25 protein-coding genes are annotated in these 25,406 nt (G+C 68.0%); 14 read left to right on the forward strand and 11 right to left on the reverse strand.

Features of this window, described 5'->3' with window-relative positions:
- Positions 1–69: 69 nt before the first annotated feature.
- The 3 genes from dacB to KGR00_RS18240 form a co-directional block, all read right to left on the reverse strand.
- Positions 70–1,509 (reverse strand): D-alanyl-D-alanine carboxypeptidase/D-alanyl-D-alanine-endopeptidase, encoded by a 1,440-nt coding sequence (gene dacB, locus KGR00_RS18230; RefSeq protein ID WP_224418815.1) that lies wholly within the window; start codon positions 1,507–1,509, stop codon positions 70–72.
- 49 nt (positions 1,510–1,558) lie between these two features.
- Positions 1,559–1,888, reverse strand: a complete 330-nt coding sequence (locus KGR00_RS18235) for an SMR family transporter (protein WP_129140399.1) — start codon at positions 1,886–1,888, stop codon at positions 1,559–1,561.
- A 77-nt stretch (positions 1,889–1,965) separates the two neighbouring features.
- A complete protein-coding gene (locus tag KGR00_RS18240; protein WP_224418814.1) occupies positions 1,966–2,652 on the reverse strand; it encodes a methyltransferase domain-containing protein in 687 nt (228 codons plus the stop codon).
- A gap of 524 nt (positions 2,653–3,176) precedes the next feature.
- Between KGR00_RS18240 and KGR00_RS18245 the strand changes: the two genes are divergently transcribed.
- The 7 genes from KGR00_RS18245 to KGR00_RS18275 all read left to right on the forward strand — a co-directional run bounded on the left by KGR00_RS18245 (position 3,177) and on the right by KGR00_RS18275 (position 10,487).
- Complete coding sequence (locus KGR00_RS18245) at positions 3,177–5,057, forward strand: beta-ketoacyl synthase (protein ID WP_224419859.1); 1,881 nt, start codon at positions 3,177–3,179, stop codon at positions 5,055–5,057.
- A 134-nt stretch (positions 5,058–5,191) separates the two neighbouring features.
- The gene (gene coaD / locus KGR00_RS18250; protein ID WP_129140401.1) at positions 5,192–5,689 is read left to right on the forward strand and encodes a pantetheine-phosphate adenylyltransferase; all 498 of its coding nucleotides are present in this window, start codon (positions 5,192–5,194) and stop codon (positions 5,687–5,689) included.
- Between the two features lie 25 nt (positions 5,690–5,714).
- The gene (locus KGR00_RS18255) at positions 5,715–5,963 is read left to right on the forward strand and encodes a YfhL family 4Fe-4S dicluster ferredoxin (RefSeq protein WP_129140402.1); all 249 of its coding nucleotides are present in this window, start codon (positions 5,715–5,717) and stop codon (positions 5,961–5,963) included.
- Between the two features lie 176 nt (positions 5,964–6,139).
- Complete coding sequence (locus KGR00_RS18260) at positions 6,140–7,495, forward strand: MATE family efflux transporter (RefSeq protein ID WP_224418813.1); 1,356 nt, start codon at positions 6,140–6,142, stop codon at positions 7,493–7,495.
- Positions 7,496–7,566: 71 nt separating this feature from the next.
- On the forward strand, positions 7,567–8,886 hold the full coding sequence (locus tag KGR00_RS18265; RefSeq protein WP_129140404.1) for a short-chain fatty acid transporter: 1,320 nt from the start codon (positions 7,567–7,569) through the stop codon (positions 8,884–8,886).
- A 73-nt stretch (positions 8,887–8,959) separates the two neighbouring features.
- A complete protein-coding gene (locus KGR00_RS18270; protein WP_224418812.1) occupies positions 8,960–9,469 on the forward strand; it encodes an acyl-CoA thioesterase in 510 nt (169 codons plus the stop codon).
- Positions 9,470–9,503: 34 nt separating this feature from the next.
- Positions 9,504–10,487: an ion transporter gene (locus tag KGR00_RS18275; RefSeq protein ID WP_224418811.1), complete on the forward strand. Its 984-nt coding sequence runs from the start codon at positions 9,504–9,506 to the stop codon at positions 10,485–10,487.
- A gap of 79 nt (positions 10,488–10,566) precedes the next feature.
- Here KGR00_RS18275 and KGR00_RS18280 read toward each other — a convergent pair whose 3' ends face one another.
- Entirely contained in the window at positions 10,567–11,961 is a 1,395-nt protein-coding gene (locus KGR00_RS18280) for a PLP-dependent aminotransferase family protein (RefSeq protein ID WP_224418810.1), read from the reverse strand.
- A gap of 94 nt (positions 11,962–12,055) precedes the next feature.
- On the opposite strand from KGR00_RS18280, the gene KGR00_RS18285 reads away from it, so the two are divergent.
- Both KGR00_RS18285 and KGR00_RS18290 read left to right on the forward strand, forming a co-directional pair.
- The gene (locus KGR00_RS18285; RefSeq protein WP_224418809.1) at positions 12,056–12,658 is read left to right on the forward strand and encodes a LysE family translocator; all 603 of its coding nucleotides are present in this window, start codon (positions 12,056–12,058) and stop codon (positions 12,656–12,658) included.
- Between the two features lie 94 nt (positions 12,659–12,752).
- Positions 12,753–13,964: an HDOD domain-containing protein gene (locus KGR00_RS18290; protein WP_224418808.1), complete on the forward strand. Its 1,212-nt coding sequence runs from the start codon at positions 12,753–12,755 to the stop codon at positions 13,962–13,964.
- 16 nt (positions 13,965–13,980) lie between these two features.
- Here KGR00_RS18290 and KGR00_RS18295 read toward each other — a convergent pair whose 3' ends face one another.
- On the reverse strand, positions 13,981–14,304 hold the full coding sequence (locus KGR00_RS18295; protein ID WP_224418807.1) for an I78 family peptidase inhibitor: 324 nt from the start codon (positions 14,302–14,304) through the stop codon (positions 13,981–13,983).
- A gap of 224 nt (positions 14,305–14,528) precedes the next feature.
- On the opposite strand from KGR00_RS18295, the gene KGR00_RS18300 reads away from it, so the two are divergent.
- From KGR00_RS18300 to KGR00_RS18315, 4 genes are all read left to right on the forward strand, one after another.
- Entirely contained in the window at positions 14,529–15,419 is an 891-nt protein-coding gene (locus tag KGR00_RS18300) for an ABC transporter substrate-binding protein (protein ID WP_343232822.1), read from the forward strand.
- A 6-nt stretch (positions 15,420–15,425) separates the two neighbouring features.
- Positions 15,426–16,622: an ABC transporter permease gene (locus KGR00_RS18305; RefSeq protein ID WP_224418805.1), complete on the forward strand. Its 1,197-nt coding sequence runs from the start codon at positions 15,426–15,428 to the stop codon at positions 16,620–16,622.
- An 80-nt stretch (positions 16,623–16,702) separates the two neighbouring features.
- Entirely contained in the window at positions 16,703–17,698 is a 996-nt protein-coding gene (locus KGR00_RS18310) for an ABC transporter ATP-binding protein (RefSeq protein WP_224419858.1), read from the forward strand.
- Positions 17,695–18,438 (forward strand): ABC transporter permease, encoded by a 744-nt coding sequence (locus KGR00_RS18315; RefSeq protein ID WP_129140412.1) that lies wholly within the window; start codon positions 17,695–17,697, stop codon positions 18,436–18,438. Before KGR00_RS18310 ends, KGR00_RS18315 begins: the two co-directional genes overlap by 4 nt.
- Positions 18,439–18,514: 76 nt before the next feature.
- Here the strand turns inward: KGR00_RS18315 and KGR00_RS18320 are convergent, their stop codons facing one another.
- The 5 genes from KGR00_RS18320 to KGR00_RS18340 form a co-directional block, all read right to left on the reverse strand.
- Positions 18,515–18,646, reverse strand: a complete 132-nt coding sequence (locus KGR00_RS18320) for an entericidin A/B family lipoprotein (RefSeq protein ID WP_129140413.1) — start codon at positions 18,644–18,646, stop codon at positions 18,515–18,517.
- A gap of 154 nt (positions 18,647–18,800) precedes the next feature.
- On the reverse strand, positions 18,801–18,929 hold the full coding sequence (locus KGR00_RS18325) for an entericidin A/B family lipoprotein (RefSeq protein WP_129140414.1): 129 nt from the start codon (positions 18,927–18,929) through the stop codon (positions 18,801–18,803).
- Positions 18,930–18,998: 69 nt separating this feature from the next.
- Positions 18,999–19,745, reverse strand: coding sequence for a sulfite exporter TauE/SafE family protein (locus tag KGR00_RS18330; protein ID WP_224418804.1), 747 nt, complete (start codon positions 19,743–19,745; stop codon positions 18,999–19,001).
- Positions 19,746–19,772: 27 nt separating this feature from the next.
- On the reverse strand, positions 19,773–21,896 hold the full coding sequence (locus tag KGR00_RS18335) for a TRAP transporter permease (protein WP_224418803.1): 2,124 nt from the start codon (positions 21,894–21,896) through the stop codon (positions 19,773–19,775).
- A 135-nt stretch (positions 21,897–22,031) separates the two neighbouring features.
- The gene (locus tag KGR00_RS18340) at positions 22,032–23,066 is read right to left on the reverse strand and encodes a TAXI family TRAP transporter solute-binding subunit (RefSeq protein WP_129140417.1); all 1,035 of its coding nucleotides are present in this window, start codon (positions 23,064–23,066) and stop codon (positions 22,032–22,034) included.
- Positions 23,067–23,286: 220 nt separating this feature from the next.
- Between KGR00_RS18340 and KGR00_RS18345 the strand changes: the two genes are divergently transcribed.
- Positions 23,287–23,709: an HIT family protein gene (locus KGR00_RS18345; protein ID WP_224418802.1), complete on the forward strand. Its 423-nt coding sequence runs from the start codon at positions 23,287–23,289 to the stop codon at positions 23,707–23,709.
- A gap of 157 nt (positions 23,710–23,866) precedes the next feature.
- Here KGR00_RS18345 and KGR00_RS18350 read toward each other — a convergent pair whose 3' ends face one another.
- A complete protein-coding gene (locus KGR00_RS18350; protein ID WP_129140420.1) occupies positions 23,867–25,327 on the reverse strand; it encodes an NAD-dependent succinate-semialdehyde dehydrogenase in 1,461 nt (486 codons plus the stop codon).
- Between the last annotated feature and the right edge of the window lie 79 nt (positions 25,328–25,406).

Below are 25,406 nucleotides of genomic sequence, written 5' to 3' on the forward strand. Positions count from 1 at the left end.
CGTGCGACTTTCAAGGCAATTCTTGTAAGCAATGTCTTACCCATGCCCCTCGCAGATGCGGCGGATCTCTCAATAAGCGCGAATCATCGCCGCCAGGTCCTCAGCGACCGGATCGAGGACCTTCGACCAGGAGAGATAGGGCGTGCTGGCGGTGCCGTTGACCAGCACACTGAACGAGCCCCAGCGCCCGCTCCGGGTGCGGAAGTAGCCGCCCAGGGCGCGCACCGCGAAGGGCTGGTTGAGCGTGCCGGTCTTGAGCATCACGTGGTCCTGGAACAGCGGGTCGCCGCGGCGGATGAAGCGCATCGGGCCGTTGACCGGCAACTGCAGGCCGGCGACGAAGGTGGGAAACAGCGCCGGGCGCTGGTACATGGCCGCGAGCAGCGTGTTGACGCCCTGGGCGGTGGTGCGGTTCTCGGTGGTCAGGCCGCTGCCGCTCTTCAACGTCAACGGGCCGTGACCGGGCAGCGACTCGGCGAACGCCGCGACCGCCGCGCCGCCCTCGGGCAGCGAGGCGCGGGGGGTGTCGACCAGATCCAGGCTCAGGGTGTCGGCCATGAAATTGTTGGAGTAGTTGAGCGTGCGCAACAACAGCTCCTGCAGCGGCTTGCCGTCGACCGCGGCCAACCGGGTCGCCGCCACGGGGGGTTGGGTCCTGCTCACCGCCGCCCCACCGGAGACCTCGATCCCGGCGCGACCGAGCATCGCCAGCAGGGTCTGGGCGGTCTGTTCGGCGGGGTCGGAGCTGGCACGATAGATGGCCCGGGGGTAGGTCCCCTGGGCGATCTTGCCGCGCACCACCAGCACGTCGCCCTGGGCGTCGGTGACCCGCTCGGCATCGAGCCGGGTATCCCCGCCCTCGGCGACGGTGGTCACGTGGTTGTCGATGCGCGTGGTGGGTTTGACGGTATCGCAGCTGAGGATGCGCGCCTCGCCGCCCACCGTGTGCCCGGGCAATACATTGAGACACCAGCTGCCGTAGTTGACCGCCGCCGCGGAAAGCAGCGCGCTGTAGGCGTTGTCGGCGCGGGATTCGGCCCGGCAACGGTCGGTGGTCACGCACTCGACCGGGCCGAAGCGCCACTGGCTGACCACCAGCTGGCCCTTGACCGACTCGACGCCCTGCTGACGCAGGCGCTGGATCAGCCGCCACAGGTCCTCGGAGACCAGCGCCGGATCGCCACCGCCCTCGAACACCAGATCGCCATGCAGGACGCCACGCGAATCGACCGCCCCGGTCGACACCAGCCGGCTGGTGAAGCGATGCTGCGGCCCCCAGCGATCCAGCGCCGCGGCGGCCATGTAGAGCTTGGACACCGAGGCCGGCGCCAGCGACCGCTGCGGGTCGATCTCGGCGAGCACCTCGCCGCTGTCGAGCAGCCGCGCCTGGGCGCCGATCCGGTAGCCCTGGTCGGCGAGTCTCGCCACGTGATCGAAGCCCGCGGCCAGGACGGACGACGCCCCGCCCATGAGGAGCAGGCACAGGACGGTGATGAACGCACGCGGCATGATGTTTCCTCGACGTAGGGGATGAGTGGCCCGAACCGAAGACACTAGCCTAGTGGGCCGAGACGTCCGAGAAAACCTGAATCACCACCACCCCGCCGATGATCATCGCAATGCCCAGTACCGCCGGCAGATCGAGCGACTCGCCGAACCACACCACACCGATCAGCGTGACCAGCACGATCCCCAGCCCCGCCCAGATGGCGTAGGCGATGCCCACCGGCAGGGTGCGCAGTACCAGGGTCAGCAGATAGAACGCCAGGGCATAGCCGACCACCACGCCCACGCTCGGCCACAGCCGGGTGAACTGCTGCGAGGCCTTGAGTGCGCTGGTACCGATCACTTCGGCGACGATCGCCATGAACAGGTAGACGTAGGCCATCCGGCTCCCTCCCGAAAGAATCTCAGCCTGGTTCGATGGCCGAGGATTCTAGCCGTGATCCCGGGGATGTCGAATCCTCAAGGCCCGGGCACGAGCCCCGGATCGTGGGGCAGATCGAGACACAGCCGCCACAGGGCCTGGCCGCTTTCGGCGTACTTGCGCTCGAAGGGCGTGAGGTAGCTCCCCGCCGGCGCGAAGGCACCCACCGCCGGCGCGGCGAGGCCGGCCTCGGTCGTGGCCAGCGCGAACTCCTCGACATAGACGCGCCAGTTGGAGCGCAATTCGAGACGCCCGCCCAGCGCCAGCAGCGTCGGAAAGACCGCATGACCGTGCCAGCGCAGCTTGAGCTGGGAGGCCTTGGGATAGGGGTTGGGATAGAGCAGATAGTGATGGCTGGGCCACCAGCCCTCGGCCAGCGCCAGGCGCCAGAAGTCCACCAGGTCGGCCCGCACCAGCAGCGCGTTGTCGGGCAGCTCGCCGTGGTCGCGCGCCAGGCGATCGGCGCTGCGATCGATGCCGATCACCGCGTGGCCGGGATGACGCCGGGCCAGCTCGCGGCTCGACAGGCCCACCCCGCACCCGGCATCGAGAATCAGCGGCCGGTCCTGCACGGCGAACCAGTCCCTGGCGCGGGCGAAGGCGTCGCGGGTGTGATCGGCGATCGGCTTGCGCCAGGGGTGGCTCAGGGCGCGGGCAACGCGACGCGGGAGAGCGTCGTGGGGGCCGCGCTGATTACTGGTGACGGAGCGGGAAATGGCGTGCATGAGACTCGACTGACGTGGACGGCGCCTAGGCTTTGTACGAAAACTGCCTGCGCTTGGCAATACAGCGTTAAAAATCGGCTCAAAATGCTCATTTACACCCCGTAAACTCCGCTTTCTCGCCGACTTTTGCCTTGTCTTTCCTTCGCTCGCCGACTTTTCGTACAAATCCCACTCTACCAGCCCGCGGCGGCAAAAAAACGGCGCATCCGGAGAGAACGCGCCGACACCAACTCGTATGACTCAAACAGCCGTTTCATCATAGCCCGATTCATGAGCGCATTCAAACAATCGTTTGACGAACGGATCGATCGATCTCCTCCTCTCGGGGTCGCTGCGTCGTGCCCGTGGCATGACGCCACTACGGGCCAGGTGCTATCATCGCGCTCCGGGCCCGGCATGGCGCACGCTGCGGCCCGGCTGTCTCGCACACCGATGCAACCCTGACGGTGCTGCGCTGTCAGGACTCGTAGACTCAACAGCACAACGAGGGATGTGGCTTGTCACAGTTACCCGTGATTGTCGGCATGGGCGGTGTCAATGCCGCCGGCAGAACCTCGGGCCACCAGGCGTTCAGACGTACGGTGCTCGACGCCCTGCCCGCCGAGGAACAGCAGCGCACCGTGGTCGGCCTCGCCGCCATGATGCAACTGGTGACCCGCCAGGCCGACGGCCACTGGCAGGACATTCACGGTAATCGCCTCGACGACGCCGAGATCGCCGCGCGCTTCCGCCAGCAGGTGATCGATCACACCCTGATCCGACGCATCGAGGACGAGGCCTTCAACGCCGACGGCATCCCCGCCAACCGTCAGGCCCAGTTGCGCCTCGACGCGCCGCTGGTCTTCAAGGTGCGCCGCCGCCAGCTCCCCGACCCGCTGCCGGAAACCTGGCAGGTGCGCGATCTCGACGGCCGTCAGGTCGAGGTCAGCGTGCCCGCCGGCGTGCTCGATGTGCTGCTGCCGGAGCGCCGTCAGGCGCTGGTGCGCGCCGCCGGCCAGCTGCCCAGCGGCTTCGCCCCCGACCGTCTCTACCGCAGCGTGCACCACCCGCGCGGGCTGTCGATGGCGGTATTCGGCGCCAGCGACTGCCTGGGCCAGAGCGGACTCGACTGGGAGTCGCTGCGCGACGGCCTGGACCCCGACCAGATCGCCGTCTATGCCGGCAACTCCATCGGCCAGCTCGACGATCCGGGCTGGGGCGGCCTGCTCAAGAGCTTCGTCTCGGGCAACCGCGCCACCTCCAAGCAGATGCCGCTGGGCTACGGCCAGATGCCCGCCGACTTCATCAACGCCTACGTGCTGGGCAGCGTCGGCGCGACCGGGGCCATGCTGGGCGCCTGCGCGAGCTTTCTCTACAACCTGCGCCTGGGCATCGAGGACATCCGCAGCGGCACCCGCCGGGTAGTGATGGTCGGGACCAGCGACGCCCCGATCACCCCGGAAGTCGTCGAGGGCTTCCGCAGCATGGGGGCACTGGCCGACGACGACAGCCTCAAGGCGCTCGACGCCCTGAGCCTGCTCACCGACGCCGACTACCAGCGCGCCTGCCGGCCCTTCGCCCGCAACTGCGGCTTCACCATCGCCGAGGCGAGCCAGTTCGTGCTGCTGATGGACGACACCCTGGCCCTGGAGACCGGCGCGCAGATTCTCGCCTCGGTGCCCGGCGTATTCGTCAACGCCGACGGCTGGAAGCGCTCGATCTCCGCCCCGGGCATCGGCAACTACATCACCCTGGGCAAGGCGGCGACGCTGGCCCGCGAGATTCTCGGCGAACGGGGCCTGCGCGAGCGCACCTTCATTCACGCCCATGCCACCAGCACGCCCAAGAACCGGGTCACCGAATCCCACGTGCTCGATGCCGTGGCGCGCGCCCATGACATCACCGACTGGCCGGTCGCCGCGGTCAAGGCCTTCGTCGGTCACTCCCAGGGCAGCGCCGCCGGCGATCAGCTGGTCAGTGCCCTGGGCAGCTTCGCCCATGGGCTGGTGCCGGGCATCCCCACCCTCGACGCGGTCGCCGACGACGTCCACGGCGAGCGGCTGCGGCTGTTCCGCGAGCCGCTGGCCTTCGAGGCCGACGCCGCCTTCATCAACGCCAAGGGCTTCGGCGGCAACAACGCCACCGGCCTGCTGCTCTCGCCGGCGGCGACCGAGCGTCTGCTGGTCAAGCGCCACGGCCAGGCGGCCGTCGACGCCTGGCGCGAGCGCGCCGCCGATGTCCGGGCGCGCGGCGAAGCCTACCTGGCACGCGCCGATGCCGCCGACTTCGCGGTGATCTATCGCTTCGGCGAGGGCGTGCTCGAAGGCCCCGAGCTGGGTGTCGACGCCGACGGTATCCGGATTCCCGGTTACGCCCGCCCGGTCTCGCTGGCGGTGGACAACCCCTTCGGCCGGCTCGACGATTGATGCCGCGCCGCCGCGCGGGCGATTGTCGCGGTACCGGCCCTCGGCTACGCTGAGGGCCCGACCCCGGCGGCACGTCAGGCCCGGACGACAGCGCAAGGCGTCGGCCGCAGCCCGTTTCGAGACAGGATTTGCCCATGAACATCGTCGTCTACCCCGGCACCTTCGACCCCATCACCAACGGCCATTTCGATCTCATCGAGCGTGCCGCGCGCATCTTCGACAAGGTCGTGGTGGCCATCGCGGCGAGTCCCGGCAAGCGCCCGGTGATGGACCTCGATGTCCGGGTCGAACTGGCCCGGGACGTCGTCGACGGGCTCGACAACGTGACCGTTACCGGCTTCAGCGGCCTGCTCACCGAACTGCTCGACCAGCAGGGGGCGCGGATCATCCTGCGCGGCCTGCGCGCGGTGTCGGACTTCGAGTACGAACTGCAGCTGGCCAACATGAACCGGGCCCAGGCACCGCATGTCGAAAGCCTGTTTCTGACCCCCGCGGTCGAGAACTCCTATATTTCCGCCACCATCGTGCGAGAGATCGCGCGCCTGGGGGGCGACGTCAGCCGTCTCGTCCACCCGCGAGTCGCTGAAGCGCTGCGCGCCCATTTCGATACCGAGCGTCAGCCAGGCCACTGATGATCCGCTGCGAGGACATGACCCCATGGCCCTGATGATTACCGACGAATGCATCAACTGCGATGTCTGCGAACCGGAGTGCCCCAACGATGCCATTTCGGCCGGGGAGGCGATCTACGTCATCGACCCCAACCGGTGCACCGAGTGCGTCGGCCACTTCGACGAACCGCAGTGTCAGCAGGTCTGCCCGGTGGACTGCATCCCGCTCGACCCCGAGCACCGCGAGAGCCGCGAGCAGTTGCTGAAAAAGTATGAGCTGATCAGCGCGGCCTGAGCCGCGCGCCCGCCGCGCAACGCGGGCACGAGTGCCCCTGCCCTCCCCTCTCGGGGGCGGTCTCGCGCTAGTGCGCAAACCGTCGATTCGCACCGTGCCGCTGGCGCGCGTATCCTGAGCGCCTTTCGCCGATGCCAGCACCGCATCCGCACGCGCCACCCCACGAGGACGACCGTTTGCCCGCCGCCAACGCCCCCAATCGCCGGGTCTGGACCCTGGCCTGGCCGATCATTCTCTCCAACGTCACGGTACCGCTGCTCGGCCTGGTGGACACCGCCGTGGTCGGCCATCTGCCGGAATCGCGCTTCCTGGCCGGGGTGACGCTGGGGGCGACGCTGTTCAGCTTTCTCTACTGGGGCTTCGGCTTCCTGCGCATGGGTACCACGGGGCTCACCTCGCAGGCGGTGGGCCGCGAGGACGACACCGCGGTGCGCAACCTGCTCGGCCAGTCGCTGCTGCTCGCGGCGCTGATCGGCACGCTGCTGATCGCGTTGTCGCAGCCGCTCACCGCGCTCGGCCTGTGGCTGCTCGACGGCAGCCACGAGGCCACCGCACTGGCCCGGGAGTACGCCGCCATCCGCTTTCTCTCGGCGCCGGCGGTGCTCGCCAACTATGCGATCCTCGGCTGGTTTCTCGGCCAGCAGAACAGCCGCGTGACGTTGGCGATCATGGTCACCACCAACAGCGTCAACATCGTCCTCGACCTGATCTTCGTGGCCGGCCTGGGGATGACCAGCGACGGCGTGGCCTGGGCGACGGTGATCGCCGATTACACGGCGCTGGCGCTGGGGCTGTGGCTGGTGCGACGCCAGTTGCGTGCGCTCGGCGGACGCTTTCTCGGCGAACGACTGTGGCGGCTCGCGGCCTACACCGAGCTGTTCCAGGTCAACGGGCAGCTGTTCCTGCGTACCCTGGGGCTGCTCTTCGCCACGGCCTTCTTCACCCGCCAGAGCGCCAGCCAGGGCGACGTGATCCTCGCCGCCAATGCCGTGCTGCTGCAGTTCGTGATGCTCACCTCCTACGGGCTGGATGGCTTCGCCCATGCCGCGGAGGCCCTGACCGGGCGCGCCATCGGCCGACGCGACTGGCGGGAATTCGTCAGTGCGGTAGCGGCGGCGACGCGCTTCTCGCTGCTCACCACCGGCGCGGCCATGCTGGTCTTCGCCGTGGCCGGCCACCTCCTGATAGCGCTGCTCACCGATCTGCCCAAGGTGCGCGACGTCGCCGCCGACTACCTGCCCTGGATGGTGCTGATGCCGGCACTGGCGGTCTGGAGCTATCTGCTCGACGGGGTATTCATCGGCGCCACGGCCACCCGCGAGATGCGCAACAGCATCCTTGCCGGACTGGCGGTCTACCTGCCGGCCTGGTGGCTCGCCACCGGGCCGCTGGGGCTGGGCAACCATGGCCTGTGGCTGGCCTTCGTGCTGTTCACGGCGGTGCGCTCGGCAACGCTGGGCGGCTACTATCTGTATTACCGGCGCACGCGCTGGAGCGGCCAGGCATCCGCGGCACTGCCCGGCGAGCGTTGAAGCCGGTTGCGGCGCCGCCCCGAGGGGTGCGCTACGGTTGGAAAAAACCTCGACAACAAACGAGACTCGTCATGCTCAAGACTCTGTCGCGACCGGCGGTAAAACTGGTCGAACGCTACCTGCCCGATCCCTATATCTTCGTGCTGCTGCTGACGCTGGTCGCCGCCGCGGCGGCGATCGGCGTCGAGCGCCAGACGCCGCTGGCGGTGCTGCGCTTCTGGGGCGACGGCTTCTGGAACCTGCTGACCTTCTCGATGCAGATGCTGCTGGTGCTGGTCGCCGGCTTCATGCTCGCCAGTTCGCCGCCGGTCCAGCGCATCCTCGCCCGGCTGGCCGCCCAGGCGGGCACACCGGCGCGGGCGATCGTGCTGGTGACGCTGGTCTCGCTGGCGGCGAGCTGGCTCAACTGGGGGTTCGGCCTGGTGGTCGGGGCGCTGTTCGCCAAGGAACTGGCCCGCCAGATTCGGGTCGACTACCGCCTGCTGATCGCCAGCGCCTATTCGGGCTTCGTCGTCTGGCACGGCGGGCTGGCCGGCTCGATCCCGCTGGTGATCGCCACGCCGGGTCACTTCGCCGCGGACCGGATCGGCGTGATTCCCACCAGCGAGACGATCTTCTCGTTTTTCAATCTGGCCATCCTGGTGGTGCTGTTCGCGGTGGTACCGCTGATCAACCGGCTGATGCTGCCCGACGAGTCGGACAGCGTCTACGTCGATGCCGACAAGCTGGGCAAGCCGGCCTCGGCCGAGGCCCGCCCACTCATCGAACGTCCGGCCGAACACCTCGAGAACAGCAAGACCCTGGCCTGGCTGGTGGGCATTCCGGGCCTGCTGTTCCTGCTCGATCACTTCCTGCTGCGCGGCGGCGGGCTCAACCTGAACATCATCAACTTCCTGTTCCTGTTCCTGGCCATCGTGCTGCACCGCACGCCACGCCGACTGCTCGACAGCCTGCACGAGGCGATCAAGGGCGGCGCCGGCATCGTCATCCAGTTCCCCTTCTACGCCGGGATCATGGCGATCATGGTCCAGTCCGGGCTCGCCGAGACCCTGTCGCAGGGCTTCGTGTCGATCGCCAACGCCCAGACTCTGCCGTTCTGGTCGTTCATCAGCGCCGGCGTGGTCAACCTCTTCGTGCCCTCCGGCGGCGGCCAGTGGGCGGTCCAAGCACCGGTGATGCTGCCGGCGGCGCAGGCGCTGGGTGCGGACATCCCGCGCATCGCCATGGCGGTGGCCTGGGGCGACGCCTGGACCAACCTGCTGCAGCCCTTCTGGGCCCTGCCGGTACTGGCAATCGCCGGGCTCAAGGCCAAGGACATCATGGGCTTCTGCCTGATCCAGCTGTTCGTCACCGGCGCGATCATCGCCCTGGGGCTGACTTTCGTGCCCTGACTCCCGGCCGGCACTCATCATGGCGGGGCAAAACGTGTTACACCTAACGGCAAAACCACCGGCAGGACACACGATGAATCCCGACGACATGCCCCGTCAGCACGAACTGACCATGACCGTGCTGATGACGCCCGACATGGCCAACTTCAGCGGCAAGGTACACGGCGGCGCGATCCTCAAGAAACTCGACGAGGTGGCCTACGCCTGTGCCAGCCGCTACTCCGGCAGCTATGTGGTGACGCTGTCGGTCGATCAGGTGCTGTTCAAGCAGCCGATCCACGTCGGCGAACTGGTGACGTTCCTGGCCTCGGTCAATCACGTCGGCCGCTCGTCGATGGAGATCGGCGTCAAGGTGGTGGCCGAATCGATTCAGGAGAAAGTCATTCGCCATACCAACAGCTGCTACCTGACGATGGTCGCGGTCGACTCCCAGGGCCATCCGGTCGAGGTGCCGCCGCTCAGGCTGGAAACGCCGCTGCAGCAGCTGCGCTTCGAGAAGGCCACGCTGCGCAAGGAACTGCGCAAGCAGGCCGAGCAGGCCTCTCGCGAGCACGACGCCCAGTACACGCATCAACCGCGTTGAGCGGCTTGACCGTCACCGCCCGCCAGGAGGCCGAATGAAATCGTCGCCGCTCAGCGAACGCCTGGGTCTGGCCTGGGACCTGCTGATCATCGCGCTGGTGATCGTCAATCTCGGCCTGCTGCTGTTCGACAGCCTCTATCTGCTGCCCCCGTTGCGCGAGGGCTTCGCGGCCGTCGCGCCGGGGCTGGAGGCGGCCTACGCCGATCACATCCACGCCCACTTCTTCGCGATCGACCTGGCGTTCGTCAGCGTCTATGTGCTCGACGTGCTGTTCGGCTGGGCGGTGGCGATCATCGAGCGCCGCTATCATCGCTGGTTCTTCTACCCCTTCGTGCACTGGTACGACGTGCTCGGCTGCATTCCGCTGGTCGGCTTTCGCTGGCTGCGCGTGCTGCGCGTGTTCGCCCTGCTCCACCGCCTGCAGCGCCTGGGACTGATCGACGTACGCCGCTGGGCCCTGTTCCAGGGGGCCCACAAGTACTACGAGATCCTGCTCGAGGAGATCTCCGACCGTGTCGCGGTTCGCCTGATCGGCAGCATCCAGGAGGAGGTCCGCCACAGCAACACCCTGTCGCGGCGGCTCGCCGACGAGGTGGTGGCGCCGCGCAAGGAACAGCTGGTGGAGGAGATCGCCGAGCGGCTGGAAACGGGACTCGAGGGGATCTATGCCGACAACCGGGCCCTGATCGCCCGCTACGTCAGCGCCCTGGTGGGCCGGACCCTGCAGGAGAGCCCGGAAATCCAGCGCCTGCACCGGCTGCCGATGGGTCGGCAGTTCACCGGCGCCATGGACCAGGCACTCAGCGACCTGGCCAGCCGGCTGATCCACGAAGCGGTCGGCGGCCTGCGTTCGCCGGAGTTCTCGCAACTGCTGCGGCGCGCCGCCGACAGTGGCATGGACGTGCTGCTGGTCAGCGACCGGCGCAGCGAGCGGATCACCGAACAGGTGCTGATCGAGGTCCTCGAGCTGCTCAAGGAGCAGGTCGCCACCAAGCGCTGGCAGACCAAGTACGACTGATCACTCGATGGCCAGCAGCGTGTAGGGCGCCTCGCTGGCATGGCGCTCGTCGCCGGCGAATGCAACCGGCCGCGGGGCGCTACAGGGTACGCCAGGGGTGACCCGCGGGTGCCTCGAGGGTGGTGGCGATCGCCGTCAACGCCCGCTCCAGGGCCGGCCGGTCGGGTGCCGCGCTGGGGCACAGCCGGATCGCCTGGGGCACCGGCTCGCTGCCCACGCAGAACGGCTCGCCGCCGGTCACCCGCACGCCGTGCCGCTCGAGCTGACCGAGCAGCGCGCCGGCCCGCCAGCCCTCGGGCAGGTTCAGCCAGAGATGCGAGCCATGGACCTGACCGCGCGGCGAGTACGCCGCCAGCCGCGCCATCGCCAGCCGCTGGCGCTCGACGGTTTCCTCGATCTGCCAGGCCAGCAGACGGTCGGCCGCCCCGCTGTCGATCCAGCGACACACCGCCTCGACCATCAGCGGCGGTACCATCCAGCTCTGCGCCAGCAGCAGATTGGCCAGCCGCTCGTGAAGCACCGCCGGCGCCCGCATCACGCCGACCCGCAGCCCGCCGGCGATCACCTTCGAGGTACTGAACAGGTACAGCGTGCGCTCCGGCGCCAGGCGATAGAGCGGGGTATCGCGCGCCTGGGGCGGCATGTACTGAACGCCATCCTCGACCAGCCAGATGTCGTGCCGCCTAGCCAGCTCGACCAGTTGGTGGCGGCGGGCTTCAGCGAGTCGCGCGCCGGTGGGGTTGTTCTGTTCGGGGGTCACATAGACCAGCCGCGGTGGCTGCTGGGCGCAAAGCCGCGCCAGGGCGTCGACATCGATCCCGTCATCGTCGAGCGGCACCCGCAACGGCTTGCGGTGGCACTGCTGGGCGGCGTTGATCAACCCGGGATAGGTCAGCGCCGCACAGGCGATACGCTCGCCGGGTTGGGTCAGGGCGTGCAGGGCGAGAAAGATCCCGTGCTGGCCGCCCAGGGTGATGGTCAGCTCGTCGGCGTCCATGGGCAGGCCCAGCGCGGTCAGCCAGCGCGCCAGAACGGCGCGATGCCGGGTCGTGCCGCACTCGCCCTGATACCCCACCGCCTCTGCCAGCGCCTCGGGGTCGGCGGCGATCGACGTCAATGCCTCGGCGAGGCCGGCGGGCCGGTCGGGGTGCGGCGGGGGCAGACTGAGGCTGAGATCGATCAGCCCGGGCGGCGCCTCGGCGGCGACGTGGCGAAAGCCGCTGTCGGGCGCGGCGCGCTCGCGCACATAGGTGCCACTGCCGACCCGCGCCTCGACCAGATCGCGACGCTCGGCCTCGGCATAGGCGCGGGTCACGGTGCCCACGGTGACACCGAGAGCATCGGCAAGCCGGCGTTGCGGCGGCAACCGCTGACCGGGAGTCAGTTCCCCGTCGGCGATCGCCGCGGCGATGGCATCGGCCAGTGCACGATAGCGGGTGCCGTCTGGCGGCAGTTCGGGAACCCATAATGTCATGGTGACAATAAATCCGTTGACGCCCTACCTGCGCCAATTATCCTTCCTTTACGCGCACAATTCAAAGAATCCGGAAAAATTGTAGGCATACAATATGGAAGCGTTCGCCACCCTCGGCCCTGCGGCCCTCTACATGATCTCGATGACCCTGACACCCGGTCCCAACAACCTGATGCTCACCGCCTCGGGGGCCAACTACGGCTACTGGCGGACGTTGCCACACATTCTCGGCATCCTGGCCGGCTGCTTCGTGCTGTTTTCGGCCATCGCCCTGGGCCTGGGCCTGCTGTTCGAGCGCTATCCGCTGTTCCAGTCGCTGCTCAAGATCGTCGGCAGCGGCTATCTGCTGTACCTGGCCTGGAAGATCGCCAGCGCACCACCCCCCGACCTGAGTCTGCGCGGCAGCGGTCGGCCGCTGACTTTCTGGCAGGCTGCGGCCTTTCAGTTCGCCAATCCCAAGGCCTGGGTGATGGGCCTGGCGCTGATGGCGGGTTTTCTGCCGGAGGGCGGTACCCCCTGGCTGGCTGCGCTGCTGCTGGCCGGGTTCGCCGAACTGGTCGCGCTGCCCTGCATCTCGCTGTGGGCGGGTTTCGGCATCGCCGTGGGGCGCACGCTGAAAACGCCGCGCGCCTGGCGGATCTTCAACGTGACGATGGGGGCGATGACGGCGGGCTGCGTGATCTTCATCCTGGGCTGAAGGCCGGCCGCCGTGGCAATTCTTGGCAATCGCTTAAGTTTAGCTCGCTCGTGACGATATGAACTATTACGCAACGTCACGGGATGTTACGGCAATGCATGAAACCCCGGCGGTCCTCTTCGCTCGCCAACCGATCTACGATCGCCGCCGCGAACTGGCCGGCTGCGAGCTGCTGTTCCGTCCCGCCCCGGGGGCCACTTCAGCACCGTTCGACGGTGACTTCGCCACCCGCCAGGTGCTGCTCAGTGCCTTCACCGAGACCAGCCTGCGCGATGTCTGCGAGAATACCCCGGCGTTCATCAACTTCGGCACCGCCACCCTGACCGAGACATTGCCGTTCCCGCCCGGCGAGATGGTCATCGAGGTGCTCGAGACCGTTCCGGCCAGCGCCCCGGTGATCGCGGCGCTCAACCAGCACCGTCTCAATGGTTACCGGATCGCCCTCGACGACTACCGGCTCGAGGACAGCGGCCATCCACTGCTGTGTTTCGCCGATATCGTCAAACTCGATTACCCCGAATACAGCACCGACGGTCTCGCGCGGGTCATAGCCGCCCTGCGCCGCGATTACCCGCGCGTCCGGCTGCTCGCCGAGAAGGTCGAGACGCACGAGGACTTCGAGCGTTGTCTCGCGGCCGGCTGCGACCTGTTCCAGGGCTACTTCCTGGCGCGGCCCGCGCCGGTCCACGGCCAGCACCTGCCCAGCGACCGACTCTCGGTTCTGCACCTGCTCGCCGAGCTCAACCGTCCGGATATCGGCTTCAACGAACTGAGCGCGATCATTCGTCGCGACCCCTTCATCAGCGTACGTCTGCTGAAGATGGCCGGCAGCGCCTACTTCAGCCGCTCCCGCGAGATCACCTCGGTGCAGATGGCCGTCACCCTGCTCGGCAAGCGGCGCATCCTCAGCCTGGCCAACCTGATCGCGCTGACCCGGCTGGACGACAAGCCCCACGCCCTGCGACAACTGGCGCTGGCGCGAGGCGAACTCTGCCAGGCACTCGCCGATCAGTTGCTCGACAACGGCGGCCCGGGATTCACGGTGGGCCTGTTCTCCTGCCTGGATGCCTTCTTCGATCGTCCGCTCGATCAGGTCCTCGACGAACTGCCGCTACACGACAGCCTGCGCCGTGCCATCCTGCATCATGAGGGCCCGCTGGGGCAGATCCTGGCGACGGCCAAGTCACTCGAGTGCGGCGAACTCGACGCCCTGGACTGGACGGGCCTGACGCGGCTCGGCCTGACGCCCAACGCACTGTCCCGGGCCCAACGGCGGGCCTTCGAGGCGGTAGGCGCCCAACGCTGAGCGGGCAACGCTGCCCTCAACCACAGTCAACCCGGGTAATCCGCCCACTCGCATCGAGGTGCAGATCCAGCCGCTGCGGCCGGTAATCCATGGTGTAACCCTGGCCCGGGCGCATCACGCGCACCTCGGAAGCGCCGCTGAGCGCGGCGGCGCGCGCCTGCAGCGTCTCGCGATATTCCCGCCCCTGCCAGTCGGCCAGCGCCGACGCCCCGCAGGCATCCTCGCCGGTCTGGCTCATCGGCGGCGGCGGTGGCGCCGGGGCCGGCTCGCGCAGCGGCGAACCGCCGCACCCGCCCAGCACAACGGCAGCGACCATCCCGGCCATGACGCGTCGAATCATCTTTCTCTCCTTGCACAAGGGACTCACCGAGGCGACCACTCGTTGATCCTGCGTCGGACGGTGTTATGGACGCCGCGAGGCACCCTCGATAAGGTCCTGAAATGTGGAGCCATCCAATGTCGATGGCTAGGCTCAATGGAACGACGCACGATACCGCTCATCGTACCCCGTCACCGACAAGAGGATGGAAGCTCATGGTCAGGATTGGCAATGTCTTGGGTCTCGTGGCCGGCACGCTGCTGGCGGCCGGTCAGGCCGTGGCGGCCGAGCCGCTGCGCGTGGCCTCGAAGATCGATACCGAGGGCGCCCTGCTCGGCAACATGATGATCGCCCTGCTCGAGAACGCCGGCTACCCGGTCGAGAACAAGCTGCAGCTCGGCCCCACCAACATCGTGCGCAAGGCCCTGCTCGAGGGTGAGATCGACCTCTATCCCGAGTACACCGGCAACGGCGCCTTCTTCAGCAGCACCACCGACGACCCGGCCTGGAAGAACGCCGAGCAGGGCTATGAGAAGGTGCGCGACTGGGACCGCGAGAACCACGGCATCGTCTGGCTCGAGCCGGCGCCGGCCAACAACACCTGGGCCATCGCCGTGAAGCAGTCGCTGGCCGAGGAGAACGGCCTCGACACCATGGCCGATTTCGGCCGCTGGGTGCGCGACGGCGGCGACGTCAAGCTGGCCGCCTCGGCCGAATTCGTCGAGAGCGATGCCGCCCTGCCCAGCTTCCAGAAGGCCTACGACTTCACACTCTCCCAGGATCAGTTGCTGGTGCTCTCGGGCGGCAACACCGCCGCCACCATCCGCGCCGCCGCGGAGGGCACCAGCGGCACCAATGCGGCGATGGTCTACGGTACCGACGGCGCCATCCAGCCGGCCGGACTCAAGGTGATGGACGATACCCAGGGGGTGCAGATGGTCTACGAACCGGCCGCGGTACTGCGCGAGTCGGTGCTCGAGTCGCACCCCGAGCTGCCCGAGCTGTTCGGACCGGTGTTCGACAGCCTGGACCGCGAGACCCTGCAGCACCTCAATAGCCAGATTCAGGTCCAGGGCCTGCCGGCCAAGCAGGTGGCCCGGCGCTATCTCGAAGATCACGACTTCCTCGAGCAGTAGCGTCGCGTGCCGGCCGTTTTCCGACACGCCGACCGGCGCCTCGTCGCCAACCGGGTCCTGGCGACCCTGCTGGTGGCGGCGGTCGCCGGCTGTCTCCTGCTGCCCTTCGCCGCCATGGCACCCAACCGGCTGGTCTCGGGCGAATCGGTGGCGCTCGTCGCCGCTCTGAGCCCCTGGCAGACGCTGGTGCTGCTCGGCCTGGCCCTGGTACTGGGCATGGCCTGCCTGGCCCGCCCGCTGGGCGAGCACCGCGGCGCACGAACGGCGCTGATCGCCGCGCCACTGGCGCTGCTGGTGGTGCTCTACGGCCTCGGCGATTACGCCACTCGCGCCCTGGCCGACGCCTCGCCCGCGGCGCGGGTCTCGCAGGGCGCGGCCTTCTGGGTGGCGGTATTCTGCTGTGCCTTGATGATGGTCGATGCCTTCCAGCGCCTGCGCACGCCGTTGTGGCTGTGCAGCGTCTACGCCCTGGTGGTGCTCGGCGGTATCGTGGCGCTGTTCGCCGCCGGCACCTTCGATGCCCTGGCGATCATGCAGGAATACTTCAACATCGAGGACGCCTTCGCCGCCCAGTTCGTCACCCATCTGGTGCTGGTGGGCCTGGCGCTGGGGCCGGCGCTGGTCGTCGGCCTGCCGCTGGGGCTGCTGGCCCACCGTCGGCCCGGCGCGCGCGGGCCGCTGTTCGGGGTACTCAACTTCTTTCAGACGATTCCCTCGATCGCGCTGTTCGCGCTGCTGGTCACCCCGCTCTCGCGGCTCGGCGACGCGCTGCCGTGGCTGCGCGAGTGGGGCGTGTCGGGGATCGGCGCGGCACCGGCGATCATCGCGCTGATCATGTACTCGCTGCTGCCGATCGTGCGCAACACCCACGCCGGGTTCGCCGGGGTCGCGCCGGCGACCCTCGAGGCGGCGCGCGGCATGGGCATGACCGCCACTCAGGTGCTGTGGCGAGTCGAGATTCCCCTGGCCCTGCCGGTGATCCTCTCGGGGTTGCGCATCGTCACCGTCCAGGCGATCGGCCTGACCGTGGTCGCCGCACTGATCGGCGCCGGGGGGCTCGGCGCCTTCATCTTCCAGGGCCTCGGTCAGTACGCCATCGACCTGGTGCTGCTCGGCGCGGTGCCGACCATCGCCCTGGCGGTGGTCGCCGACTTCCTGCTGCAGATCCTGGTCACCGTCAGCCGCCCCGCCGGGGCCCGCTGAGCCGCCCCACCGAGAGACGAGGAATGATCGAACTACAGGGCTTGACCAAGACCTAAGACGACAAGGACGTCGTCCAGGACATCTCGCTGCGTATCGAGAGCGGCGAGTTCGGCGTGCTGATCGGCCCCTCCGGCTGCGGCAAGTCGACCACGCTGCGCATGATCAACCGGCTGATCCCGCTGACCCGCGGGCGCATCCTGCTGGGCGACGAGGACATCAGCCATCTCAAGCCGGAGACGCTGCGCCGGCGTATCGGCTATGCCATCCAGTCGATCGGCCTGTTTCCGCACTGGACGGTGGCCGACAACATCGCCGTGGTCCCCCGGCTGCTCAAGTGGCCCAGATCGCGCATCGATGCGCGCATCGACGAGTTGCTGGATCTGTTTCACCTCGCGGCCGGCGAGTTCCGCGACAAGTACCCGCACCAGCTCTCCGGCGGCCAGGCACAGCGCGTCGGCGTGGCACGGGCGCTCGCCGCCGATCCCGAGGTCCTGCTGATGGACGAGCCGTTCGGCGCCGTCGACCCGCTGACCCGCGAGGTGCTGCAGAACGAGATGCGCCGCGTCCACGAGCGGACCCGCAAGACCATCGTCTTCGTCACCCACGACATGGACGAGGCGCTCAAGCTGGCCTCGCGTATCGCGATTCTCAACGCCGGCCGCCTGGTCCAGTACGACCGCCCCATCGAGCTGCTGACCCAGCCGGCCGACGCCTTCGTCAGCGACTTCATCGGCAAGGCCGACCTGGGCCTCAAGCTGCTCTCGCGGCGCTGGGTGAACCAGTACCAGGATCGTGCCCGCACCACGCCCGACGCAGCCTCCGGGCGGCCTTCCCACTACTGGGAGACCGACGCCACGGGCCGCCCCACCTGTCTGCATGGCGGCCGGCTCAGCGACGGCGATCCCGAGGCGCGCACCGCGGTCAACGACGAGTGGATCGCCACCCCGGGGATGCCCATGAAGGAAGCCCTCTCGCGAATGGTCTGGTATCGGGTGATGGTGCTGCCGGTCATCGACGAGAGCGGTCGGCTGATCGGCGAGGTGAGCATGGACGGCGTGATGGGCCGCCAGCCATGAAGCGGAACCTTCCCCACGGGCGCGATGCCCTGCTGCTCGTCCTCGGCGTGGCGCTGATCCTGCTGGTGCTGTTCATGGACGCGCTAGCGCCGCTGTTCCGCGCGGCCTTTCCGCAGCTCGACACCGCCGTCTACGCCCGCGAGAGCTTCCTCAAGCTCACCCTCGACCACCTGGCCCTGGTGCTGGTGTCGTCGCTGATCTCGGTGAGCGTGGGCGTCGCCGCCGGGCTGTTCGTCACCCGCCGCGCCGGGCGCGAATTCGAACCACTGGTCTCGGCGCTGGCGGCGATCGGCCAGACCTTCCCGCCCGCGGCGGTACTGGCGATCGTCGTCCCGCTGGCCGGTTTCGGCTTCGTGCCGACCATCGTCGCGCTGACGCTCTACGGCCTGCTGCCGGTGGTCCAGAACACCATCGCCGGGCTGGGCACGGTGCCGACCGACACCCTGGAGGCGGCCCGCGGCACCGGCATGAGCGCCACGCAGATCCTCTGGCGGGTGGAACTGCCGCTGGCGATGCGGGTGATCATCGCCGGCGTGCGCGTTTCGGTGATCATCAATATCGGTACCGCGACCATCGGCTCGACGGTCGGCGCCCAGAGCCTGGGCACGCCGATCATCGCCGGGCTGGTCGGCGACAACATCGCCTACGTGATTCAGGGGGCGGTTCTGGTGGGGCTGCTGGCGATCGTCAGCGATCTGCTCTTCGAACGGCTGGAGCGCCGTTATCGCTTCGGTAGCTAGTGGTGCGGCGCAGTGCCGACAGGCGGGTCGTTGCTTGACAACCCGGCGGTAGCCCGCCGGGCGTCGGTACCGAGACTCAGCTGGCGGATTCCTGAATTTCTTCGCCGCCTTGTTCGATGTCTTCACCAGCGCCGTGCATGGTGTTGCAACCGCTCAGTACGCTGACACTCACCAGTGCCAGGAACATCAGTGCCGTCAGTTTCTTCATATTGAGTCCTCCCTAACTAGCCAATGAAGTCACCGCCAGTAGAGGCATCGGTCGTGCCACTCGGCAGAGCGCTCCGGCTCCCCCTGACGGTGCGGGTGACAAGACGTCACACCTGCAGCCTAACAGGCCGTGGGCGATTTCGCACACCGGGCGTTCACTGACCGGCGGCCTCCTCGATTTCCGAACCCACCTTCTGCACGTCCCGGCCGAAACCGTGCATGGTGTTGCAGCCCGCGAGAAAGACCAGCGCCGCCAGTGCGGCCAGCAGTAGGGTCTTGCGCATGTTCGTCTCCTGAATGACACACTCCGCCTTGTTATCGCCGATCGCCGCGTCGCGCACAAGCGGTGTCGCTTAGAAGAAGATCAGCCGCAGGATGATCGCCGCGATCACCACCAGCGTCAGCGCCTTGACCCATTTGGCGCCGCGCGGCCCCATGTTGACGCGCACCGCCAGCCAGGCGCCGCTCATGCTGCCCACCGCCAGCAGCAGACCGTAGGCCCAGCGCACCTGGCCGTCGAGGAGGAACACCGCCAGCGCCGGCAGCGTATAGACCAGCACCACGAACACCTTGAAGACGTTGACCTGCGCCAGGTCGATCCTGAGCATCCGGTAGAGGACGGCGATGAACAGCACGCCCACCCCCACCTGGATGAAACCGCCGTATATCCCGATCGCGAACATCGCCAGATAGACCGCCGGGGTCAGTCGCTCCGGCGTCAGCGCCCGCGTATCGAGCCGCGGCTGCGGCAGCAGCATCATCACCGAGGCCGCGACCATGGCGACCACCAGCACCGTCTGGAACACCGCGTCCGGCACCTGCAGCGCCAGCCAGGCGCCGGCCAGGGACCCCAGCACCGCCGGCACCGACAGGCGCAGACTGATGCCCAGGTCGCGGGCCCCGGCGCGGAAGAAGTTGCCCACCGCACTGACGCTCTGCAGGACGATGCTCACCCGATTGGTACCGTTGGCCGCCTGTGGCGGCAGGCCCAGGAACATCAGCAGCGGCAGGGTCAGCATCGAGCCCCCCGCCGCCAGCACGTTGATGAAGCCGGCGACGCCGCCGATCGCCACCAGCGCCAGCCCTTCCAGCCAGGTCATCGCGACTCCTTTCGAGGCCGTCCATGGTCACGCCGGAACGCCGCGCCCCCGCCGTGCGCTCCATACGAGCACCGCGACGAAGATCGCCACCCCGACCAGATCGACGGCGAGCATACCATGCGGCCAGAGCATCAGGGCGCCGATCGGGAACATCAGCAGCCGCAGCCACCAGGACAGCTCGTGCTCCAGATAGCCCTCGAGGCCGGCGATGATCGCGTAGATGCCGAACAGCGCCAGGACGAACACCTGCAGCATCTCCTCGGGGGTGCCGGTGATCAGCGGCGACCAGACGAACAGCAGCGGCACGATGTAGAGCCCCTTGGCGATCTTCCAGGCGGTCAGCCCGGTGCGCATCTGCGGCGTCTCGGCGATCGCCGCCGCGGCGAAGGCAGTCAGGCACACCGGCGGGGTGACGTTGGAATCCTGCGACAGCCAGAAGATCACCATGTGCGCGGCGACCAGCGACATGGTCAAAAAGTGCGGCGACAGCGCCTGCTCGTAGAGCTGGCTGGAGAAGGTATCGGGCACCTTGTCGAGCAGCGCCTTGGCATCGGCCGGACTCATCGGCGCCGACAGCGCCTGCAGTTGGTCGGGGGCGGCGAGCATGAAGATCGACTTGGCCTGCTGCGGCAGGTCGCCGGCGACGATCAGGTCGACCAGTTGGGCATGCGCCATCAGGTTGTAGAGCGCCGGCGCCGAGAGCGTCGCCAGCACGATGTACGAGGCGGTGACCGGCAGCCCCATGCCCAGGATCAGCGAGGCGATGGCGACCAGCACGATGGTCACCAGCAGGCTGCCGCCCGCCCAGTCGGTGATCATCAGCGAGAAGGTGTTGCCGATGCCAGTGGTCGAGACCACGTTGACGATCAGCCCCACGGTGATCAGCAGGATCGCCGTGGTGATCATGTTGCGGGTGCCCTGGACCAGCGCCTCGACGATCAGCCTCGGGGTCATCGGCTGCTTGGACAGCCAGGAAGCGACGACCACCGAGACGATGGCGATGCCCGCCGCATAGGTCGGCGTGAAGCCGTAGATCAGCGCCCACACCAGCACGATCAGCGGCAGCAGATAGTGCCAGCCGTTCTTGAGCACCGTGCCGATCTTCGGCGCGTCGGGATCGTCGAGCTGCTGGGCGTTGCTGCGCTTGGCCTCGATGCGCACGAACATCGCCACCGACAGGAAATAGAGCAACGCCGGCAGCGCGGCGACGCCGATGATGGTCAGATACGACACCTGGGTGTAGGAGGCCATGATGAAGGCCCCGGCACCCATCACCGGCGGCATCAACTGTCCGCCGGTGGACGCCGACGCCTCGACGCCCGCGGCGAAGCGCGCCGGAAAACCGGCCTTGCGCATCAGCGGGATGGTGATCACCCCGGTCGACACGGTGTTGGCCACCGCCGAGCCCGACACCGAGCCCATCAGCCCCGAGGAGAACACCGCCACGAACCCCGGGCCGCCGATGAAGCGCCCGGCCGCGCAGCGGGCCAGCTCGATGATGAACTCCCCGGCGCCGGACTTGACCAGGAAGGCGCCGAAGAGGATGAACATGAACACGTACGACCAGGAGATGCGGGCGATCGAGCCCAGCATGCCCTCGCCGCCGATGTAGCTGCGAAACAGCACCGTCTCCCAGCTCAGGCCGGGAAAGTTGAACACCCCGCCGACGTACTTGCCCCACCAGGCCACGTAGGTCAGCGCGATCAGGCACAGCACCGGGATGAACCAGCCGGTGGTACGCCGGGCGAACTCGAGGATCAGCCCCACGGCGAGAATCGACACCACCCAGTCGCTGGTGACGAAGGTCACGCCCCGGTCGTAGAGGGCATCCTCGAAGGCCATCAGGTACAGCGCGCAGCCGATCGCGGCGACGGCCAGCAGCACGTCGACGGCGAAGATCGCGCGGCGGGCGCCGGCCTGGCGCGGCCGGGCCAATGGCACCGACAGCGCGCACAACGCGCCGAACAGGCCGAAGTGCATGGCGCTGGTCCACAGCGTGGAGAGCGTCGAGAAGGTATTGAAGTACAGATGCACCAGGGCGATGAGGATGGCGAAGGCGAACAGGAAGCGCCCCAGCCAGGGGTGCTGGAGGCGTTCGTCGGCCTCCTGGGCATCCTCGTCGCGGATCGAATCGAGTGTTGGGTCGCTCACGGCGATCTCCTGAAGAGCGGCGTGCGTCAGATCATGACAGGGGAAGCGAAAGGCGCCACGAGCCATGGCGCCTTTCGGCGGAGGTACCTTTCCGGCCAGGTTGACCGGGAAGGTAACCTCGTGACGTACCGGTGCTTATTCGGCGCCGTCCGCTTTCGGCATCAGCCGATCGGGGATCTCGATGCCCTGCTCCTCGAAGTAGCGGGCCGCGCCGGGATGCAGCGGCATCGGCAGGCCGGCGATCGCCTTCTCGATGGCCATCGCCTTGGTCGCCGGGTGGATGTTCTGCAGAAACGGCAGGTTCTCGTACATGGTCTTGGTGATCGCGTAGACGTCGTCGGCCGGGACGTCGGCGCGCACCGCCAGGATGTTGGGCTGGGCGATGGTATGGATCACCTCGTCCTGATTGGGATAGGTGCCCGCCGGAATGTCATAGGGCGTCCACAGCTCGAACTCGCTGTTGACCTTCGCGAGCTGCTCGGCATTGAAGTCGAGCGTGGTGATGTCGCCGCCGACGTTGGCGTAGGCGCGGGTCACCGCCGAGGCCGGCACCCCGGCGGGGATGTTCATGCCCTGGATGGTGCCATTCTGCAGGGCGTCGGCGCTCGGCCCGTAACCCAGATAGGCGATGTCCATCTTGTCCGGCTCGATGCCCAGTTGGCCGAGAATGTAGCGGCCTGACCCCTCGGTGCCCGAGTTGCGCGCGCCGATCGAGAACGCCTTGCCGTAGAGGTTGGTCATGTCGTCGATGGTGCCGGAGTCGACGATGGCGTCCTTGACCACGAAGTGCTCGACGTTCTGCCACAGCATCGACACGCTGCGCAGGTTCTTGTAGGCCTTGGGTACCGGCCCGGTGCCCTTCCAGGCATAGGCGCCGTAGAGCCCCTGCAGAATGCCGAACTGCGCCTCGTCGGCATCCATCAGTTTGAGGTTCTCGCCGGAACCGGCGGAACTGATCGCCGAGACCGAGATCCCGGTCTTGGGCTCGAGCTTGACCTTGACCAGCGTCGACAACGCCACCCCCACCGGGTAGTAGGTGCCGCCGGTGGTGGCGGTGCCCATGATGTAGTGGTGTGACCCGTCCTGGGCCAGGGCGGAAGAGGCCGAGACGCCCAGCGCCGCGGCGGTGGCCAGGCCGATGGCCGACTTGAGGAACTGACGCTTGTGCATGCCGTTTCTCCTTGTGGGAATTGGCGGTTATTGTGGTGAGGCCCACAAGACGTAGCAAAGCCCTTGCCAGTTGGCGAAAATGCTTTTCCGACAATTACTTGCCGATCTCGCCGCAGCAACTCGCCCCCGCTATCGGCAGAAAATGGCCGATGGCGAGCCCAGCGATCGGCCAATTCTTGCCGATCCTCGTGCCGCCACGGCCCACTCAGGAGACACCGCCATGACTGACTTCGCCCTGCACCAGCGCCTCGCCGCCGACACCCACTTGATGGTCGACCTGCCGCTGTGTCAGGTCCGGCTGATGGACGACATGCGTTTCGCCTGGCTGATTCTGGTGCCGCGTCGCGACGCCGTCGTCGAAGTCGACGACCTGAGCGAGGCCGAGCAGGACCGGCTGTGGCGCGAGGCCACCCGGCTGGGCGCGGCGCTCAAGGCCGAACTCGATGGTGACAAGCTCAATCTGGCGACACTCGGCAACCAGGTGGCACAGCTGCACTTCCACGTGATCGTGCGGCGCCGTGACGATGCCGCCTGGCCCGGCCCGGTGTGGGGGGTAGGCACGCCCGAGCCCTACCCGGCCCGGGCGGTGGAGGCGTGGCGGGCACGCATCGAACGTCTCGCCGCGCCGCTGATGGCGGGTTGAGGGAAATCAGGCGCCGGTCGGCAACCCCTGCTTGGCGAGCACCGCCTCGACGGCCTCCGCGATATCGCCACTCCCTCGTCGAGATCAGTGGCATGTGGCGCGCGAAACCACCCGAGTCGACGAGCCACGGGGTGCCGAGCCCGGCGCGAGGCGGGGTTCAGCGGCCGGGAACGCCGCCCACGCAGTAGTACTTGGTCTCGAGATATTCCTGCATGCCGGCATCGGCGCCCTCGCGCCCCAGCCCCGACTGCTTGACGCCGCCGAACGGCACCTGGGGGCCGGTGATGTCCATGGTATTGATACCGACCATGCCGACCTCCAGCCGGCGCATGAACTTGCGGATGCGCGCGTCGCGATGGGTATAGACGTAGGCGGCGAGGCCGAAGAGGGTGTCGTTGGCGGCCGCGATCACCGCATCGTCGTCATCGAAGGCGCAGATCGGCGCCACCGGCGCGAACGACTCCTCGCCGGCCACGCGCATCTCGGCGGTGAAGTCGGCGACCACGGTGGGCATGAAGAAGCGCGGCCCCGGCGCCTCGCGCTGGTCGCGACCGAGGATTCGCGCGCCCTTGTCACGGGCCTCGTCGACCAGCGAGCGGGCCTTGTCGACGGCGTCGCGGTTGATCAGCGGGCCGATGGCGTTGTTCTCGTCGAAGCCGTTGCCCACCGCCATGGCGTTCATGCGCGCGGTGAAGCGCTCGACGAAGTCCTCATACAGCGAGCGGTGCACGTAGAGCCGATTGGCCGCCACGCAGTCCTGGCCGCTGGTCTGGAACTTGGCGGCGATGGCGCCCTCGACTGCCTCGTCGAGGTCGGCATCGTCACAGACGATGAACGGCGCGTTGCCGCCGAGCTCCATGGCATTGCGCTTGACCGTGTCGGCGCTCTGGCGCAACAGCGAACGCCCCACCTGGGTGGAGCCCGTGAACGACAGCGCCCGGACCCGGTCGTCGGCGCAGACCCGCTCGGCGAAACGCTTGCCGCTGCCGGTGACCACGTTGAATTCGCCGCGTGTGAAGCCGGCGCGCTCGGCGAGCACGGCCAGCGCCAGCGCCGAGAACGGCGTCTGGGTCGCGGGGTTGACCAGCGTCGTGCAGCCCGCCGCCAGGGCGGCACCGACCTTGCGGGTGATCATCGCCAGGGGGAAGTTCCAGGGGGTGATCACCGCGGCGACCCCGACCGGCTCCTGCACGGTACCCAGCGAGACATCGGGCTTGTCGGCGGGAATCGTCTCGCCGTCGGCACGGCGTGCCTGCTCGGCGAACCAGCGCAGGAAGCTGGCCGCGTAGTCGACTTCACCGCGCGCCTCGGCCAGCGGCTTGCCCTGCTCCCAGGTCATCAGCCGCGCCAGCGCCTCGCGATGCTCGGTCATGCCTCGATACCAGGCGAGCAGCCTGTCGGCGCGTTCCAGCGCCGAGGTGTCGCGCCATTCGGCGAAGGCGCCCAGCGCGGCGTCGATCGCCGAGTCGATGTTCGCCGCCGACAGGTCGGGCACCTGGCCGATTGTCTGCTCGGTGGCCGGGTCGTCGACCGCCTGACGCGCGTCATCGTCGGCGGTGATCCAGTCACCGCCGACGAAGGCACGTTCACGCAGCAAGGTCTTGGGATCATTCGTCATTGCCGTTCCTCCCTGAAGCCAATGAAAAGTGCCATCGGCGGGGGCCGGCATGCCGGAACCAGCAAGGTGTGAGCACAGG

Source organism: Modicisalibacter sp. MOD 31.J (genome assembly GCF_020147985.1).
GTDB classification, from domain to species: domain Bacteria; phylum Pseudomonadota; class Gammaproteobacteria; order Pseudomonadales; family Halomonadaceae; genus Modicisalibacter; species Modicisalibacter coralii.

What these genes read in the sequence shown, in the direction of transcription:
- KGR00_RS18235 (WP_129140399.1), bottom strand. Translation starts at nt 1,888, where the DNA reads ATGGCCTACGTCTACCTGTTCATGGCGATCGTCGCCGAAGTGATCGGT.
- coaD (WP_129140401.1), top strand. Translation starts at nt 5,192, where the DNA reads ATGAACATCGTCGTCTACCCCGGCACCTTCGACCCCATCACCAACGGC.
- KGR00_RS18240 (WP_224418814.1), bottom strand. Translation starts at nt 2,652, where the DNA reads ATGCACGCCATTTCCCGCTCCGTCACCAGTAATCAGCGCGGCCCCCAC.
- KGR00_RS18245 (WP_224419859.1), top strand. Translation starts at nt 3,177, where the DNA reads ATGGGCGGTGTCAATGCCGCCGGCAGAACCTCGGGCCACCAGGCGTTC.
- KGR00_RS18315 (WP_129140412.1), top strand. Translation starts at nt 17,695, where the DNA reads ATGAAGCGGAACCTTCCCCACGGGCGCGATGCCCTGCTGCTCGTCCTC.
- KGR00_RS18350 (WP_129140420.1), bottom strand. Translation starts at nt 25,327, where the DNA reads ATGACGAATGATCCCAAGACCTTGCTGCGTGAACGTGCCTTCGTCGGC.
- KGR00_RS18265 (WP_129140404.1), top strand. Translation starts at nt 7,567, where the DNA reads ATGCTCAAGACTCTGTCGCGACCGGCGGTAAAACTGGTCGAACGCTAC.
- KGR00_RS18325 (WP_129140414.1), bottom strand. Translation starts at nt 18,929, where the DNA reads ATGCGCAAGACCCTACTGCTGGCCGCACTGGCGGCGCTGGTCTTTCTC.
- KGR00_RS18330 (WP_224418804.1), bottom strand. Translation starts at nt 19,745, where the DNA reads ATGACCTGGCTGGAAGGGCTGGCGCTGGTGGCGATCGGCGGCGTCGCC.
- KGR00_RS18345 (WP_224418802.1), top strand. Translation starts at nt 23,287, where the DNA reads ATGACTGACTTCGCCCTGCACCAGCGCCTCGCCGCCGACACCCACTTG.
- KGR00_RS18320 (WP_129140413.1), bottom strand. Translation starts at nt 18,646, where the DNA reads ATGAAGAAACTGACGGCACTGATGTTCCTGGCACTGGTGAGTGTCAGC.
- KGR00_RS18340 (WP_129140417.1), bottom strand. Translation starts at nt 23,066, where the DNA reads ATGCACAAGCGTCAGTTCCTCAAGTCGGCCATCGGCCTGGCCACCGCC.
- KGR00_RS18275 (WP_224418811.1), top strand. Translation starts at nt 9,504, where the DNA reads ATGAAATCGTCGCCGCTCAGCGAACGCCTGGGTCTGGCCTGGGACCTG.
- KGR00_RS18280 (WP_224418810.1), bottom strand. Translation starts at nt 11,961, where the DNA reads ATGACATTATGGGTTCCCGAACTGCCGCCAGACGGCACCCGCTATCGT.
- dacB (WP_224418815.1), bottom strand. Translation starts at nt 1,509, where the DNA reads ATGCCGCGTGCGTTCATCACCGTCCTGTGCCTGCTCCTCATGGGCGGG.
- KGR00_RS18295 (WP_224418807.1), bottom strand. Translation starts at nt 14,304, where the DNA reads ATGATTCGACGCGTCATGGCCGGGATGGTCGCTGCCGTTGTGCTGGGC.
- KGR00_RS18285 (WP_224418809.1), top strand. Translation starts at nt 12,056, where the DNA reads ATGGAAGCGTTCGCCACCCTCGGCCCTGCGGCCCTCTACATGATCTCG.
- KGR00_RS18255 (WP_129140402.1), top strand. Translation starts at nt 5,715, where the DNA reads ATGGCCCTGATGATTACCGACGAATGCATCAACTGCGATGTCTGCGAA.
- KGR00_RS18270 (WP_224418812.1), top strand. Translation starts at nt 8,960, where the DNA reads ATGAATCCCGACGACATGCCCCGTCAGCACGAACTGACCATGACCGTG.
- KGR00_RS18290 (WP_224418808.1), top strand. Translation starts at nt 12,753, where the DNA reads ATGCATGAAACCCCGGCGGTCCTCTTCGCTCGCCAACCGATCTACGAT.